Origin of the sequence: Neorhizobium sp. BT27B (genome assembly GCF_050455485.1) — a bacterium.
GTDB lineage: Bacteria > Pseudomonadota > Alphaproteobacteria > Rhizobiales > Rhizobiaceae > Neorhizobium.
This window is the reverse complement of record NZ_JBCIYT010000005.1, coordinates 374852-391342: the sequence shown is the minus strand read 5'-3', so window position 1 is coordinate 391342 and position 16491 is coordinate 374852. Positions and strand designations below refer to the sequence as shown.

The window sequence follows — 16491 nt, the reverse complement described above, 5'->3', positions numbered from 1 at the left end:
CATGGGCATCGACCTTCCACTGCTCTGGGTGATCATCATAGGCTTCGGCCTTATGATGTATGTCGTGATGGACGGGTTCGATCTCGGCATCGGTATATTGTTTCCCTTTGTTCGTGATCGAGTGGAACGCGACATCATGGTCAACAGCGTGGCTCCGGTCTGGGACGGCAACGAGACCTGGCTCGTCCTCGGAGGTGCGGCGATGCTCGCGGCTTTCCCTCTGGCCTATTCCGTTATTCTGAGCGCACTCTACCTTCCGCTTATCTTCATGCTGGTGGGGCTGATATGGCGCGGCGTGGCCTTTGAATTCAGGTTCAAAGCCGACGAAGGCCACAGGCCCTTCTGGGACAAGGCCTTCGCTTGCGGGTCCTACACGGCGACTATTTGTCAGGGAATGGCTCTGGGCGCGTTCATCGACGGCTTTAAGGTCGTCGACGGGGCTTACGCGGGCGGGGCACTGGATTGGCTCACGCCGTTCAGTGTTTTCACAGGGCTCGGGCTCCTCGTCGCCTATGCTCTTCTGGGCGCGACATGGCTCGTCATGAAGACGGAGGGGAAGCTGCAGGAGAGCATGAGACGGGTAGGAAGACCGATCCTCGCGGCCCTGTTCCTCGTGATCGCCGTCGTGAGCATCTGGACACCGCTCGCGCACGAAACGATCGCCAGCCGTTGGCTCGCCTTGCCCAACTTTTTCTTCTTCGTCCCGGTTCCGGTCCTTGTCGTATTCGCCTCGATCGCTTTGTCTAAAACGCTCGCCGGGCGTAGTCACGCGATGCCTTTCGTGCTGACGCTGGCTCTGCTATTCCTCGGCTACTCGGGACTGGCAATCAGTATGTGGCCGAACATCGTGCCCCCGGCCATTTCCATCTGGGAAGCAGCGTCCCCTCCGCAGAGCCTGGGTTTCGCACTGGTGGGCGCTCTTTTCATAATCCCCTTTATCCTGGCCTACACGACATGGTCCTACTACGTGTTTCGCGGAAAGGTTAAGGCGGGGGAGGGATACCACTGATGAAGGAAGTGTCCGGGTCTCCCTCCTTTCGGGTTCGGCTCCTTTGGCTCGCCGCAATCTGGACCGCGAGCGTCACAGGGCTCTCCGTCGCCGCGCTGGGCGTCAAATGGATCATGTCGTTGGCGGGAATGACGGTGTGAGGTCGTGGTTCGGGGCGGATCCCGCCGACCCGACGGGTTATTCTTTCGTGATCGGAGAAAGCACGGTATTCAATTGCTGGCATAACTGCCAAAACAGATGAAAATCATGTCTCCAAAGCACGGTCAAAGCGAACGGATGTTGTCCCAATCGGAAATTCCCCATCAGTCGGACGATCGCAACGCGGTGACGGCCGACACCGAGAGGCGTGGAAGGTTTCAAGCATCACTGGTGGCAGCGAGACTGAGCCTGGCCGCTGCGGATCTCTCTGCATCCGAGCGGAATATCCACCTCGCTTCCGAGACCGCAAACACGAAGGTGGAAAAGGCCGAGGTTTGCTGCCTGAGGATAGACTGGCATCTCCGTAGATCCGAAGTTCCGGAAAGCGTAGCCGCAGGCCTCGCGTGCCTCCAAGAATTCGGCCTCGACATCCCTACACATCCTGACCAGCTAGCGCTCGAAAGCGCTACCATCGAAGTCTGGGAACGGCTGAACGACCGCCCTGTAGAAGCATTGTTGCATCTTCCCAAGATGCACAATCCCGAGATCGAGGCGTTGGTGAACCTCCTGTCGGCGATGACTAACTCCGCTCAGCTAACGGACGAGCGGCTCCTTGGAATCACTCTGGGCTATATGGTCAGCTTGACCCTGGAGCACGGGATCACAAAGGCGGCTGTTCCCGCATTCGGGCTATTCGGCTTCTTCCTGAGCAATCACTTCGGCCGCTATCACGATGGCCTGGAATTCTGCGAGGTCGCGCGAGATCTGGTTAAAGCGCACGGCTTCCGGGAACACGAAGTCAAGGCGATCAGCTATATCGAGTTGGTAGCCGTATGGGCCCGTCCGTTGCGCTCGGTGATCGAGCTGACGAGATCGTGCATCGAAGCGGCGGCCGGAAGCGACGATATTCCGTACTCGTGTTACGCACGGGTAAGGATCGTGGCCTACCGTCTCGCGCGAGGCGACCGACTTGCCGAAGTCGCCGACGAACTCGACAAATCCGAGCGCTTCGTAGAGAGGGCAAACTTCGGCGCTCCGCTGATGGCTCTGCATTCGCAAAAGGCGTTCGTCTCCGCGATGACGGCCGGACGGGGCGCCGACGACATATTCGACCGCGAGGGCTTCGATGTGCGCGCGTTCGAGGCCAGGTTCGTGCCGGAGCAGACACCGACCTACATCTGTTTTTACTGGATACTGAAAGCCCACGCCGCGTTCATTTATGGCGATTTCATAGGCGCGGCGGACTCGGTGCGTCGCATATCTGATCTTGTCTGGGCATGCACGGGTCACATCCAGTTGGCGAATTATCACTTCCTCGCCGCGTTGGCACAAGCCGCGGTGTTCAGTGGCAACTCCGCAGACGAACGAGCTGCCATCGTCGGACATGTGGACTGGCTGGCGCGGTGGGCAGACACATGCCCGGATACATTTCAGTCGAAACGCCTCCTCGCGCTTGCCGAGCTGGCACGAGTGGACGGTGACCATACGGGAGCAGAGCGGCTATACGAGCAGGCCATAGACACAGCCGCCAGGTTCGGCCTGACCGCAGACGAGGCGCTAGCATGCGAAGCCGCCGGACGGTTTTACCTCGCGTCGGACATGATGCGGTCGGCGGAGACACACCTGTCCAGGGCTAAGGAATGCTATGTCCGATGGGGAGCCGCGGGAAAGGCCGCGGAGCTCGAGAGGTCTTTATCCGGCTTGTTCTCTAACGGCTCCGGCAAGCGGCCTCAGGGCTACGGCGAAGTCGGTCGGCTGGAAGCCGTGCTCGAGATCGCACAGGCGATGTCCTCCGCTGTCGACTACGGTCCGCTGGCGGAGCTTATCCTCGATACGGCCATGGATCTTTCCGGATCGCAATGCGCGAAGCTGATCGAGCTCGACAAGACACAGGTCCGCGTCACCGCGGCCGCGTTTCGCGAAAATGGCGAAACGACCTATACCGAGGAGGGTAGGCAGCCCCAAGCTGCCTCGCTCGACCGGGAAGCTCTTTTCGAGGTGCGGCGAACGTTGGAGCCGACTACCCGGACCGAGGAAGGTCTGCCGGGACAGTTTGAATACTACGTCCCTCTGGTCAAAAAGTCCCGGTTGATCGCGATCCTGCATCTTGCGAATAGCCACGGCGACCCGCGGCGAGACCTTGTCGGCTTCACGAGCCTCCTCGCTATCGCGCCACACGCTGCGATCGCAATCGACAACGCGAAGGCGTTCGCCGGGCTACGGTCGGAAAAGGCCGAGCTTGCGGAAAGCGAGCATGAATTCCGTATGGCGAACGACACCATGCCCTCGATGACATGGAGTGCCGACGCGAACGGCGCGAACGAGTGGTTCAACAAGGAATGGTACGAATACACGGGGCTGACACCCGAGCAGGCAGGCAACGGCGGGTGGAAATTCGTCTTCCATCCCGACGACCGAGCGGAGTCCGCCGCGACGTGGCATCGCATCGTCACCAAGCGAGAGATGAGCGGGCTTGAAGCGCGACTGCGACGGCACGACGGGGAATACCGCTGGTTTATCGTCCGGGCGAAGCCCCACTGCGACGCTACCGGGCGCATCGTCAGATGCTATGGCACGGAAAGCGACATCGACGACCTGAAGAGGGCCGAAATCATCCTCGCAGGAGAAAAGCAGTCTTTCGAGATGATCGCGAAAGGCGAGCCGCTTCCCGACATCCTGGACTCCCTGTGCCAGACGCTGTCGGTTCTGACGGACGCGTCTTTCGTCACGATAATGCTCCAGGACGACGAGGGGCGCAGGTTGCGGCCGGGCGGGGGGCATAAACTGCCCGAGGGCTTCAGCGATGTGGTCGGCGAAATTCCGATCGGGCCTGATTTCGGCTCATGCGGGACTGCGGCGTTCCGTCGGGAGCCCGTATGGATTGACGACGTGGAGGCCGATCCACGATGGGATTGTGCGCGCGGCATCGTCGAGCGGTTCGGTTTCAAAGCGTGCTGGTCAACGCCTATCATGTCCGGTCGTGGAACCGTCTTCGGCACGATCGCCGTGTATTCGGACAGACGGCGGCTTATGGGGCACCGCGAACGCGAGGCTATCGACAGGTTCACCCGGCTCACGAGTTTCGTCCTCGAACGCAAGATAGCCGAGGACGCCCTCAAGAAGAGCGAGTCCATGTTGGCCGAGGGGCAACGGATTTCACGGACGGGAAGCTGGGCCTGGAACGTCGCGACCGACAAGCTCGAGTGGTCGCAGGAACACGCGAACATTTTCGGTTACGACATTGCCGACGTCGGCGGAACCCTCGAGGGCATGCTTACGAGGATGCAGAGCGAGGAGGCAGACCTCGTCAGGACTTCGATGCTGCGTGCGTCGGCCGACTACGGTGACATAGAATTCGAGTACCAAGCCACCCTTCCTGACGGCAGGGTGATCCATCTGCTGTGCACAGGAAGAAGCGCAAGCAACCATAGCGGCACGGTGACAGGCTATGTCGGTACGACGATGGATATCACCGAGCGCAAGCGGGTCGAGGCGGAGCTCATCAAAAGCGCTGCTCACCTGAGAGAGGTCCAGGCCGAACTGGAACATGTCGCCCGCGCCACAACGATGGGAGAGCTGGCCGCGTCGATCGCCCATGAGGTCAACCAGCCGTTAACTGGGATCGTGGCGAGCGGAGGCGCCGCCCTGCGGTGGCTCACCAGGCCGACACCCGACGTGGACCGGGCGAAAGAAAGCCTCAAGAACGTCATGGACGACGGTCGGCGAGCGAGCGAAATTGTAACGAGAATCCGGAAAATGTTTCGGAAGGAGATGGCGACGGTCGAACCTATTGCGATGAGGGAGCTGATCGGAGACGTCATCTCCTTGACGCGCGGGGAGATGCAGAAAACCAAGATAGTTCTACACCTGGATATTCCCGCAGACCTCCCGCCCGTCCCGGTCGACCGGGTGCAGTTGCAGCAGGTGTTCGTGAACCTGATACTGAACTCTATCGAGGCGATGCGCGAGACCTCGGGTCGCGACCGAACTCTCGATATAGATTTCCGGCGCGAAGGCGGGGTCGTAATTGTCGGCGTAACAGACAGTGGACCGGGCATCCCGAAAGAGCGGATAGACGATTTTTTCCGGCCATTCGAGACAACGAAAGCGAACGGCATGGGAATGGGGCTTTCGATCTGCCGTACCATCATCGAAAACCATGGCGGAGAGATGCGCTTGGCGGAGAACGTCGGGGGATGCCGATTCGAGTTTACGCTGCCGCTGACCGCGAATGACGGCGGAAGTGCAGGGGATCGGCCGCTTACGGATCCCATCTAAGGTTCCGGGTTTTCAAATCCGGAATGTTCTCAGCGTGCCATAGGTACGTGGCGGGCGCGCAACCCGTGCTCCGTTGCTCAAGGCCTGTCGAGGTTCGTGAACGGGTTATCGCATCTCAGCTCCCGAAGCCGAGGTGGCGACGGGCCGTGCCGAATGGCTGTGAAAGCACAATTGCGTGCGGTGATCGAAGCCAGGGACCGATCCTACAATCCGATCCTCGTTATCCGGGTCAAAATAGCTGCGAAAGCAAGCAGCAAAAAGGAGTAATTCCATGACGGGCAAAATGGGAACCGCTGTCGTGACCGGAGCGTCTTCAGGCATAGGCGCGGTCTACGCCGACCGGTTGGCAGGGCGCGGGTACGACTTGATCCTCGTGGCACGCAACGAGGAACGTCTTAAGGCGGTAGCGGCGAAGGTTCGGGACAATCACGGCGTCCAGGTTCGGGTGGTCATTGCAGACCTCGCATTCGGAGCAGACCTGGTGAAGGTCGAGGATATCCTTCGGAGCGACGGCACGATCACGGCGCTCGTCAACAACGCGGGCGTCGGGGGTGCGTCGCCGCTTCTCGAAACCGACGTCGAAGAAATGCAAGACATGATCGCCATCAACGTCACCGCACCGATGCGCCTGACGTATGCGGTCACGCCCGCGATGGTCGCCCGCGGCTCCGGGACGATCGTGAACATCGCGTCCATCGTAGCTATCGGTCCGGAAATCCTCAACGGTGTCTACGGCGGTACGAAATCGTTCATCCTCGGCTTCAGTCAGTCTTTGCGACACGAGTTGGCCGGAAAAGGCGTCGCAGTGCAGGTCGTTTTGCCGGGCGCGACCGCGACGGACTTCTGGGACGTAGCGGGCGTTGGCATCGGAAATCTTCCGAGCGCATGGCTGATGAGCGCCGCCGACCTGGTGGACTGTGCGCTATCAGACCTCGATAGCGGTGAGTTCGCGAGTGTTCCTTCCCTTCAGGATATCGACGAGTGGAACGCCTACGAAGCCGCCCGCCAGGTAATGGTTCCGCACTTGTCGAGCAACACTCCCGGCCCGCGCTACACGAAAAAGCCCGCGCCGGTGCACTAGCGGATCACGGGAAGACGGGTTTTTCGATGGACGGCACGGTCCGTCCGTCGAAAGGCCCGAACACGGCCTCCGTCGGCCCGCGGCCCGCCTTCCCGCACACGGCCGATGATATGGGTAGCGGTGTAGCTGTTGCCGACGTGCTTCGACGCTACGGGAGGAGGGGGAGTTATCGCTTGCCGCCTGACGAAGACGTTAGGATACAATCCGCATCTATTCGGTCCCGGATCCTATAGATCTGCGGCAGTCGCGCGATGACGGTCGTAACGCTCCAGCATTCGCTGCAGCGATCTTCTATGGAGGCCGAGTCTCCGGGCCGTCTCCGACACGTTGGACCCGTTGGAGCGCAGGATTTGCTCGACGTGGCTTCGCCGGATGCTGTTCGGATGTGCGATCCTGCAGGACGATGAAATCCACCGCGAATTTCCGAGCAATATGCTCGAAAGGAACTCCGGATCCGTCGGCTTAGGTACGAATTCGTCGGCGCCTGCTTTGACCGCAGCCACGGCTGCGTGAATGTCGGCGAACCAGGTGTGGACGACCGTCCTCGCCGTTGGAAGGACGGCTCTCACAACTCGAGCGAGGTCGTATCCGGAGCCGTCGGGAAACCGCAGTTCCGTCAAAACGAAAGCCGGACGCAGATCGTGACATCCCGCGATGGCTCTTGTCAGAGTAGGGAAGGTTTCTACCGCGAAGTCGGCGCGGCGGAGTGTTTCGATCAACGGGGTCAGACCCTCGGCTTGGGGGTCTGCGATCAGGACGGAGCCTGTCCGCCGGACGGACGGTGGGAGACCGTGAGACATATTCCATCGCTTCCGTTGCCTTCGGATCGCCGGATAATCTTACGGTTTGTTTTTTTCCTCTTGTACGAAGCGGTATCTTCGTGCTGTCGGCGCGTGAGGCGCAATCGTTCCCGGAGGAAGCAGTAAGCCTGATCACGCATCCACCGGATGATTTCGATCGGCACGCCGACCAAGGTAAACGCTCTCCGGTCATCCGCCGGAGAGCGCTGCGATGCAGATGCCCTGTCCGGGCTAAGGGCGGATGTCCGGCTAGCGCCCGTGCGAGGGCGCGCTCTCGGGGGGTAGATCTGGGAAAGGAGACCGGACACTTTGCTGCATGTCCGTTCGGTTATCACCCCTTTGTGTCCCGCCCTGTCGTTTGTCCTTCACCTGTCGAACAAGCAAACGATCTCTTAGGCACTCGCCTTCGGATCGGCTGTCATCCCGCCTCAGCTGCAGCAGACCTCTTCTGTCGAACGATCTCCTCGAACACCTTGTCGTAATTTTTTACGAGATACCAGGGAAGCTGGTCTCGCGGGACCTTCTTTTGCTCCGGGGCTTCGTAGTTCTGGAAAGGGACGCCGTTGGCCTCCAGGTGCCTGCGGAGCGCCGTTCCGATGTGATAAGCGAGAAGCGGTGGAACCGCGTTTCCGATCTGCATCCGGACGGCACCCACGCCGCCATGGAACCGGAAACCATCCGGGAACCCCTGGAGTCGCGCTGCTTCGCGCACGGTCAGGCCTCTATGCTGCTCCGGATGGATGCAACGAGCCGACGAGGGTTTTCCGAAGCTCCCGGTGATGGTTTGTGAGGGTCTGTTCCAACTCAATCTAGCGTACGAACCCCGGAAGGCTTTCGGTGCGCCCTCTATCTCGAGATCGAAGAGCCGCCCGCCTTCCGGAATCTGGGAAATAAGCGCAACTAGATCGGCAGAATGATTAGGGCTCGTGTGCCCGGTGACTTCTCGGCCGTTTACTTGCACGATCCCGTCGGCGGTAGGCGGCGGAAGATCGCCGATGGCGTCCCGAAGCGTCGTGCGCTCTTCGACGGGGACCGGGTCGGGAAATTCGAAGCCGGGAAATCTCGATCCGACCATGATAAGCCTACGACGGCGCTGTGGCAGTCCGTACTCCGAGGTGTCCAGGACCCGCGTGGAGAGGAAATAGCCGCAATCGGCTAGAGCTTCCTGGATTACCGCCAGGTCTTTACCGCCACGCGTGGTGGCTAGACCTTCGACGTTCTCGAAAACGAACGCAGAAGGAAGCTTGTATTTCCCGTACGAGTCGACCGTCCGGAGGGTTTTCACGAACTCCCGGAAAAGATTTTTTCGTTCGTCGAGCGGGTTCTGGAGGCCAGCTTCGGAGAACGGCTGGCAGGGCGGACCGCCGACGACCACATCGATGCCTCGCGTGAAAGACAGCATGATGTTCGGAAAAATCTCGATCGGACTCCTGAACGCCATCAGGCCCTCGGGAGGATGGTTGGCTTTGAATGTCGCGACCGCATCCTTGTCGTATTCGATCGAAGCGGCGATGTGAAAATTCGCCATTGCCATTCCGAGTGAAAATCCGCCGGCCCCGGCGAACAAGTCCATTACGCGATACATTTTTGCCCCTACGCCTTCTAGTGGCGGGAACGTAGTGACAGCGGGTTAACGGGAATAGCAGACGCGAAACCGTCGCGATCATAACTCGCCCGTATAGTGAATTTACCTGTACCGACATCGGATGCATTCTTTGGGTATATCGTTCCCCGCCCCGAGCGGGATAGCGGCAACTACCCGAGCAAGTCTGTTGCACGAGTGCGACATTCCTGCTCGCTGAAAGTTGGCAATCCACTTCGGCCAAGGGGCTGGCAGCTATTCGTCAGACATGGTTCGCACCCGTTTCGAACCCTTGGAAGACGGATCGCCTCGGAACCGTCGTCCGGTAATTCGAGTTCGGATGCGAACCGTTCGGGAAAAAGCATCCCCGACGCCTTCGACCATTTCTTCGAGCGACGGGAACAGGCGGATGGGCTCCACGGGTACATGGGCCTGGCCGTTAGTTTCCGGACCTCAGCTCGAACCGTAAATCGACCGAAATGTATGCTCTTGAATCGGAAAGTTTCACAGCAGCTCCGGAGGGACGTACTGACCCTTCGAAAGCGCCCGTTTCACTTCGGGCCGGAATCGGATATGAAGTCTTCAAAGAAACGAGGTTCGTAGTGCTCGAAAATATTCAAGACTGGACCCGGGCGGATGCCGAGAAACGGCCCTCGGAAGTGCTCGACGGCGCTAAGGGCGGACGTATCCAGCGTATCTTGGATGTCGACGGCGTCTTCGAAATCAAATTCAGAGCCGTAAGAACATCTCGGGCTGGCGAGGTGCTGGCCCGGGGAGGGCCTGGGACAGAGTAGCCCGGCTTTGAGGGCAGGATGCATTTTCTAAATCGATTGACGTGCCGGCTTTTAGAAATGCGCCTTGAAATATGGCCTCAAGCACGCAGAGCTCCATATCGACGAAGTCCCGTTTTGATGAGCCTGGTTTTGCCACGGGCCACTGCCCGGAGCCGGGATTGAACACGCCCGGTATCGGGAAAAAGCGGTTTATGGATTGAAAATCCCTATCGTTCAACGTCGCCAGCGGTAGGGCGTGCACAATGGCTACGGCGGCGATGAACAAGTCCTGGCTAGGCTTCTTATCTTTTTTGCCATCGGGGTTTATGAACCAGAAGTTCTTGAGGGGCGCGCAGCACATCATCTCCGCCAGGATGGCCGCGACCCGGGGCGTAACCTCCGGGTATTCGAACTCCGACTCTAGCAACTCCGACAGCCATTCACGCAGTTCGTGCCCTTTGTGTGGCTTGGTCTCGATGACGTCCAAGATGCCTTGTTCGATTTCGAGGATGACCGGAAAAGGAATTGCGATCCTTTGCTGTCGCCGAAGCCATCTTTGGACCTCCGGCGACGGCTTTACCCGCTGCGCTTCGCTGAGAACACTCGTGTCCAATAGAAACATGACGTCTGTCCGTCGGTGGTTGCGAAATCTGCGACTACACGGTGACGTCGTATGGTTAACGCGGCGTTAACGGAGTCTTTTGTTGTAGGCGGGCGGCCCAATTGGGCGCACCCCTCCCTTGCAGTGGTCAGATCCCACCGTGACCCCGCTATGGGCCACGGTACGGCGTTTCGTGGACAAGTGTCTCTTCTGCCGCATTTCGAGATGCCGAAAAGAGTCGGAACGAAGAGAACGCTGCGTGCGTCCTCTTATGGGGAACCACGCGATGTACTTGCAGCCGATCGATTTCGACGTCACGCTTGGTCGGTAACCGGAGATCGAGAATGAACCAGGCAGTATTTGGGATCGAGCGCGAGCGCCGATTGGAGCTCTATCACGAGCGCCTGGCGGCGTCGTTGGAAAGGCAGGCTGCCTCGGAGAAGGCGGTCGCCGAGGCGCTTTCCCTGACCCGCAGCCATTCACTCGCTCGAGCGTCGATTGAATTCGTATCTACGGAGGAGTTCGTGCCGGGGCGCTGGGTGCCCACAGCGGGGATCGGTGAGGCCTTCGAGACCTACATCCAAAGCCTTCAGAACCTCGAGCAGGTGCGGTTTTCGAACAGCGCTCTTTTCGGTGTGACCGACAACCATCGAGTGGCTCTGAAAGCGGTGATCGATGCGGCGTTCAGGCTGAAATCTTTGGGCTGGCCCGTAAACTGGGAGCAAAACGTTCAGGCAATCCTGGATGTCTCGGAGTTCGGGCTGCACAACGGGGAGTTTGTCGACAGGTACCAGGAGCTGCCTCGTGAGGTAACGCTGAAGGACCGATTGTCCATTTTGGGGACCGTTACGTTTTATAGACAGTACCGCGCGGGCGACGGGCCGGAGGGTGCGATCAAGGCCTTGGTTTTGAACGACGAAAACAGCGTCGCGTACGGGGAAGTATTATTGCACCTCACGAACGAGGCGACGGCTCGCAAGCATATGCTGTTTCGAAGCGAGTGGTTGCCGTCGGGCCGGGGGCGGCAGATGAGGATTTTCGCCTAGCGTGTAACGAGGACGGGTATTGCGACACACTCCGGCACTGCATACCTCAGGGCGGGGACAGAACCGCCGCTTTCACCGTCTCGCTCAACGCACGATCGGTGACCTGCCGAAGAGGGTCTTCATGTCGGCAATCAGGGTCTTGGTCACGTCTCGGACAACGACCGTTTCATAGGGAAGGCCATCGCCGTGCCAAGGATCGACTATGAAGCCATGAAACATAGACCATCCAGAGCGTGTCTTGTACCTCGCTCGTCCGGGGCCGAGTTCCGCTACTCTGGTCTGAGTCGCGTCGTGGTGCTCATCGAGCGCTTCCGATGATGACCATTCGGACACTTCGGACGGAAACGAAACATCCGCACCCGCATCCTCGATATCCGAAACCGGGTGGTCACGGTAGGTCAGGAAAATCTCACGTCTCTCGCTCGAGGCCGTCACCTGAAGTTCCCGTCGGGCAGGAAACTGCTGTGCACCGTCCAGAAAAGGTGTCAAAGATGGAAAGTTCGCCTCTACCACCTCGAGATATGCCTTCTGCGTTCTTGCTGACTGAGCGTCGAGGGATCGGGCGAATGTTTCCATGTCGGCCTCGGTAGAGAGGTCGGGTTGATCCGGAGAGCACCACCAAGGCTCGATCCGGGACAGGCCGAGATCGAGAAGATACTCGATGTCCGCAAGAAGACGGCTCATCGAAAAGCTTTGGCCGCGTCCAAAGGAATTGGTTCGACTGACAAAGGCTTCCGCTTGAGGCGCAAGGGTCCGGTGGGAGCCGGGAAGGTCGAAAACGTCTTTGAAATGGATGCCGACGGCCTCGTTCAGGTACTGAAGGCGTCCGGCCACGAGGTCCTCGGTCCATACTCTGCCTCCGAAAAGTTCTCGCGCTTCGATGATGCCTTTGATGGCATTGAAAACCGCACCGACTCCAAGCGCCCTTCCGCAATCAGGTCCAAGTCCAAAGGCCGAGAGGTCGTAGTAGAGCCATCTACCGGGATCTCTGCCTGAGGGCGAAACCGGAAGCCGCCTCTGCCGACTTGCCGTGTCAAAGAAAGAATAATTCACCCTTCCGTTGTCGTATTCGCCCCTGATGCCAAGTCTAAGTGTCTGCGTGCCCGTCAAATGTTCGATAATATCGGATGAGCGCTTGGGAAAGTGAGTGCTGATTACGGTTTCGGTCGCGTGAAGTATGTCGTCCAGAATAATAGCCGAATCGTCATGACTGTCCGTGAAACCGTGGGTGAACCTCAAGGTATCCATCGCGACAGAAACATCGTTCTCGACCATCGAGCGCCATACGTCTCTGTTGTCCGATAACGAATCCGTGGCAGCCAGCAGGAGCGCGGGAAAGTGGGAAGTCTTCTCTAAGCTCAGGTCCTTGGCCTCGCCCCGCAGATCCGACCCATGCTTTTCAATGAAGTTTTCAGCTCGAAGGTAATCCGCCAAAGCTTCGTGGACAACTTCGAGCGTCGAGCTTCCGACGCTCAGAGCCCCGACGTCAGTCAGGTCACGGATCAGTGCGCGGGCATCCCCGAACTTGCCTGCTAGCTCGAACGCGCTTTTGATGGAGAGCGATGACCCGGTGCTGCCGACCGCGAGACTGGTGAGAAGGGCGCGATACATCAGCCTATCGGCCGGGTCGAACTGCGAAAGAAGATTTTCGAGCCAACGGTCATAAATGGGGCGAATAGACGTCGGGTAGCGTCGGTAAGCCTCGAGGTGATCCAGGACGAGGTCAGCGAGCAAAGGTTCGCGGCAGATGAGGCGAAGGTGGTCGCTCATCGTATCTCCGGCCGCTAGGTGCTCGGGACGCGCGATACCTCGAGCCCTCATACGTGCGTCGACGTCAGAGGCCGAATAGTCCTGAAGCTCCAGAACGGGGAGCCGCATCGTGACGAGATCTCCGTCGAGCGAGCGCGCCAACAGAAAAACTCTACTTAGCGGAAAATCCCGTCGGACCGTCCGGAGCCGGGCGATGAGCTTTTTCCGTCTCGTGATCTCTACGCGCTCGTATCCGTCGCCTACGATAACCAAACCCGCCGCGCGGGACCTGTCCAAAAGGGCTTCACGCGTAAACTGGGGCAGGTGTCGCATCAAACGGGTCGAGAGAAATTTCTCGACATCGGCGTCTTCTGCATCCAGATCGGGTAAGAAGACCTCGAACGTCAGGGCGGTGTGATCGCCGGCCCAGCGGCTTTCTATCGATTGTACGGCGAGATTGGCTGCCAGTGTGGTTTTTCCGTAACCCGACGCGCCGACAATCACCGCCCCTTGGGTGAAGTCCTTCAGCAGGGAAGTCGACGAAACACTGATGCCTTCCTTCCGGGAAAGTTTTCTCTCGAGCGCACCGGTCGCCCATCCCAGTCTTCTTCGTTCGCTTTCTTCATACGGGGTGACTTCGCTGACGCAGACCGTAAGCTTTTTATCGGCCAGCGTTTTGCAAAGCTCGCGCACGGCCGGCTTTGAAGCCAGCAGCTCAAGTTCACCCCGCCTGCCTACAATATCGATGACAGACGACTCATAAACGACCTCATTTTCGCCCGTACGCTGTAGTTGAAGGAGCTTCAGCTCCTCGCCGTTCGTGACGAGGATCAGCGGCGCGCGCAGCTTTTCCGCGTAGGACTCTGCCTGCATGATAGCAGCGTCGAGAGGTTTTCCCGGAGCTTTTGCTTCAACCACTATGAGTGATGTCGAGCGTCCATGGGGACGCGATGCATGAACAACGAAGTCGGCCTCGAGCTTACGACCCTTGCTGCCTTCGTGGAAAACGACAGGCGCTTTACTTTGTATGTCGTCAAGATCGTAACCTAATGCCCGCAAAAGCGGAACGACAAGTCTGACCTCGACATCACCCTCATTCGAAAATGCGAGGGCGGGAATACCGTCCCAGAATTCGGCTTTCGGCAACGCAATGTCTCCATCCTCTCTGGAACTTGGATTTGGTATCATTTCGGCGCCTGGAAAACATATACTTATTGCGGCCGCCGCGCATTCAGGGGGCGTCCATCGTGCCGCCATCTTAGCGAGCAGGCCAATAAGCGCGTTCGTGGTGCATAAAGATCCTGGGCGGCTCTGCACATAAATGCTCGTAGTCCGACTAATCGTCGCGATCTATCCGTCGAACCGAACAAGCGCACTGAAGGCCCGGTAACGGATTTCCATCGTCCGATAGTCACAGCCAGCGAGCGCGAAAATGCAGGTCAATCTCGGCCCTCACTCTATGTCATTCCATAGTTCGCATTTTATTAAACATGTTCACGAAGAATAGTCGGCGGGGCAGGCCGAATTTCGGCTCGGACGAGTTTTGAGTAACCGATGTCAACGGAGGCCTGCCCTTGTCCAAGCGTTCTGTACTACTGGTAGAAGACGAACCACTCATCAGAATGGTCCTCGCAGAGGTTCTGCTCGATGAAGGCTATGATGTATCGATCGCCTCGAATGTCCTGCAGGCAGTCGGCGTAATCGGCCGTAACCCGGCGTTCGACGCCCTGGTCACAGATGTCGATATGCCCGGCGGTCTAAACGGGCTCGATCTGGCATCGATGGTCGCCTCTCACGCGCCAACCACGGCAATCATCGTCACCTCCGGGCGGGCGGTGACCGAAGGTATCGCGACCGGCTGGGCTTTCATCCCGAAGCCGTTCGGGGTGCGGGCAGTCGTCGATCAGCTCGAGGCTAGTTTAGGCCGAGGACTTCATCCGGCGAGCAAGGGTGCAGCGTCGCTTGCGCGAGCGTCGTAGCCGCCCTCTAGACAGGAACCTCTGCGCAATCATCTCGTTCTCGGACTGTAACGAAAGGGAGATCGCGATGACGAACCACGAAACCGATAGTTCGAAGGTTTGGGAACTTGCAGATAAGATCGGGTTCTGCATGCTCACCACCCAGAGCGGCCTCGATCTGCGGGCTCGCCCGATGTCGGCCTATAGCGAACCTAACGAGAGCGCCTTCTACTTCCTGACCGATGTCGCTAGCCACAAGGATGAGGAGATCGCTCGGCAGCCGAATGTCTGCCTGGCTTTCGCCGACTCGAAGGGCCAGAAGTATGTTTCTATTTCGGGCACGGCCGAAATTCAGAACGATCGTGTGAAAATCCGTGATCTCTGGGCGACCCCGGCGAAAGCGTGGTGGGATAATCCAGAAGACCCATCCATTCGTGTCTTGAAGGTAACGCCCTCGTCAGCCGAGTATTGGGATAGTCCTGGGACCGTAATCAGCTACATCAAGATGGCGGCGGCAGCCGTGTCGAGCGCACGTCCGGACATGGGCGACAATGCGAAGGTCGACATGTGAGCCGCCGTCGCCGGCGGACCCTTTAAAGGCAACTATAGGCAAGCTCGGTCCGTACGGGATCGAGCTCCTGATGTTCGGCGGATGCCGCTGGACAGGAAATTCTCGCCAAATTAACGTCTCATATCGTCGGGACTTGTTGGCTCGGGTACCGAGGCTACTACGCGTCGCCGGATAGAGGCACGTCGGTGTCGGTTCAAACCCGGTCATTGCCATACGGAGAGGTCTTTGTGGACGGACATTTCAAGTTAGTTATCGGGGCCGACACGGTTTCTTCCACGGAACTCGCGCAGATTCTACTCAGGCTGGACAAGTCCTATAAGGCATTCGTCCGAAGTACGGGTGGGCGTTCACTGAAGGCCGAGCTGACGGTTGCAGCGGTTCGTCCGGGAAGCATCGAAGTCCTCGTCGATGCCGTCGACGCAGCGGGCAAAGTTTACGCAGCGCGCGAGAATCTCGCGCCGTTCGCGAGCCATCTCGCTCAAATCGTCGGCTCGGCGCTAGGCATACGATCGATGAGTGCCGATTTAGAGATAGCTCCGGTTGATCGGATCACGCTCACATCTCTTGCCGCTCCCGTAGCAAACGGTAGAGCCCAGCAGGTAAATATCGTAAACCATGGCACCATCTTTTAAACCTCGGCGACAGCGAACATGCGAAGGCTTTGATTGCTGGCCTTGCCACGCCCAGACACGTCGTGAGGTCGGACGCTGTTGAGGAGCGACCCGCGTCCAGCCTCCGTATCTCCGAACATCAGATCGCCCAGTTGGAGCGAGGAACTCTCGAGGGTACCGTCTTTTCCGTCGATTCACAGTGGTATGCCCGCCTGGCGGAAGGTCAAGGCGTACTCGTTCCGATCACCGCTCTCGATGCGGGCAACCTTCGTCTCGTGGATGCAGGAATCTATA

General features: G+C 58.8%; 12 protein-coding genes. 8 read left to right on the top strand and 4 right to left on the bottom strand.

Translation table 11 applies throughout. The features are described 5' to 3' along the window. Window position 1 precedes the first annotated feature (1 nt). The 4 genes from cydB to AAIH70_RS15890 all read left to right on the top strand — a co-directional run bounded on the left by cydB (window position 2) and on the right by AAIH70_RS15890 (window position 6506). Window positions 2–1009 (top strand): cytochrome d ubiquinol oxidase subunit II, encoded by a 1008-nt coding sequence (gene cydB, locus AAIH70_RS15905; protein ID WP_430034636.1) that lies wholly within the window; start codon window positions 2–4, stop codon window positions 1007–1009. After that, a complete protein-coding gene (locus tag AAIH70_RS15900; protein WP_430034634.1) occupies window positions 1009–1149 on the top strand; it encodes a DUF2474 family protein in 141 nt (46 codons plus the stop codon). The genes cydB and AAIH70_RS15900 overlap by 1 nt, the downstream gene beginning before the upstream one ends. 97 nt (window positions 1150–1246) lie before the next feature. Beyond that, a complete protein-coding gene (locus AAIH70_RS15895; RefSeq protein ID WP_430034632.1) occupies window positions 1247–5425 on the top strand; it encodes a PAS domain S-box protein in 4179 nt (1392 codons plus the stop codon). A 271-nt stretch (window positions 5426–5696) separates the two neighbouring features. Then, window positions 5697–6506, top strand: a complete 810-nt coding sequence (locus tag AAIH70_RS15890; protein WP_430034630.1) for an SDR family NAD(P)-dependent oxidoreductase — start codon at window positions 5697–5699, stop codon at window positions 6504–6506. 227 nt (window positions 6507–6733) lie between these two features. Here AAIH70_RS15890 and AAIH70_RS15885 read toward each other — a convergent pair whose 3' ends face one another. The 3 genes from AAIH70_RS15885 to AAIH70_RS15875 form a co-directional block, all read right to left on the bottom strand. Further along, window positions 6734–7306, bottom strand: coding sequence for a response regulator transcription factor (locus AAIH70_RS15885; protein ID WP_430034628.1), 573 nt, complete (start codon window positions 7304–7306; stop codon window positions 6734–6736). Window positions 7307–7724: 418 nt separating this feature from the next. Next, window positions 7725–8879 carry a DNA cytosine methyltransferase gene (locus AAIH70_RS15880; RefSeq protein ID WP_430034626.1) on the bottom strand — a complete coding sequence of 385 codons (1155 nt, stop codon included), beginning with the start codon at window positions 8877–8879 and terminating at the stop codon, window positions 7725–7727. A gap of 738 nt (window positions 8880–9617) precedes the next feature. Then, window positions 9618–10283 (bottom strand): PIN domain-containing protein, encoded by a 666-nt coding sequence (locus AAIH70_RS15875; protein ID WP_430034624.1) that lies wholly within the window; start codon window positions 10281–10283, stop codon window positions 9618–9620. 323 nt (window positions 10284–10606) lie between these two features. Here AAIH70_RS15875 and AAIH70_RS15870 point away from each other — a divergent pair, with 323 nt between their 5' ends. After that, window positions 10607–11308, top strand: a complete 702-nt coding sequence (locus tag AAIH70_RS15870; protein ID WP_430034622.1) for a hypothetical protein — start codon at window positions 10607–10609, stop codon at window positions 11306–11308. A gap of 84 nt (window positions 11309–11392) precedes the next feature. On the opposite strand, the gene AAIH70_RS15865 is transcribed toward AAIH70_RS15870, so the two are convergent. Further along, window positions 11393–14203, bottom strand: a complete 2811-nt coding sequence (locus tag AAIH70_RS15865; protein WP_430034620.1) for a type I restriction enzyme HsdR N-terminal domain-containing protein — start codon at window positions 14201–14203, stop codon at window positions 11393–11395. A 428-nt stretch (window positions 14204–14631) separates the two neighbouring features. Between AAIH70_RS15865 and AAIH70_RS15860 the strand changes: the two genes are divergently transcribed. The 3 genes from AAIH70_RS15860 (at window position 14632) to AAIH70_RS15850 (ending at window position 16218) form a co-directional block, all read left to right on the top strand. Further along, entirely contained in the window at window positions 14632–15036 is a 405-nt protein-coding gene (locus tag AAIH70_RS15860; protein ID WP_430034618.1) for a response regulator, read from the top strand. 67 nt (window positions 15037–15103) lie between these two features. Next, window positions 15104–15586, top strand: a complete 483-nt coding sequence (locus AAIH70_RS15855) for a pyridoxamine 5'-phosphate oxidase family protein (protein WP_430034616.1) — start codon at window positions 15104–15106, stop codon at window positions 15584–15586. A gap of 227 nt (window positions 15587–15813) precedes the next feature. Continuing rightward, window positions 15814–16218 (top strand): hypothetical protein, encoded by a 405-nt coding sequence (locus AAIH70_RS15850; protein WP_430034614.1) that lies wholly within the window; start codon window positions 15814–15816, stop codon window positions 16216–16218. The last annotated feature ends 273 nt before the right edge of the window (window positions 16219–16491 follow it).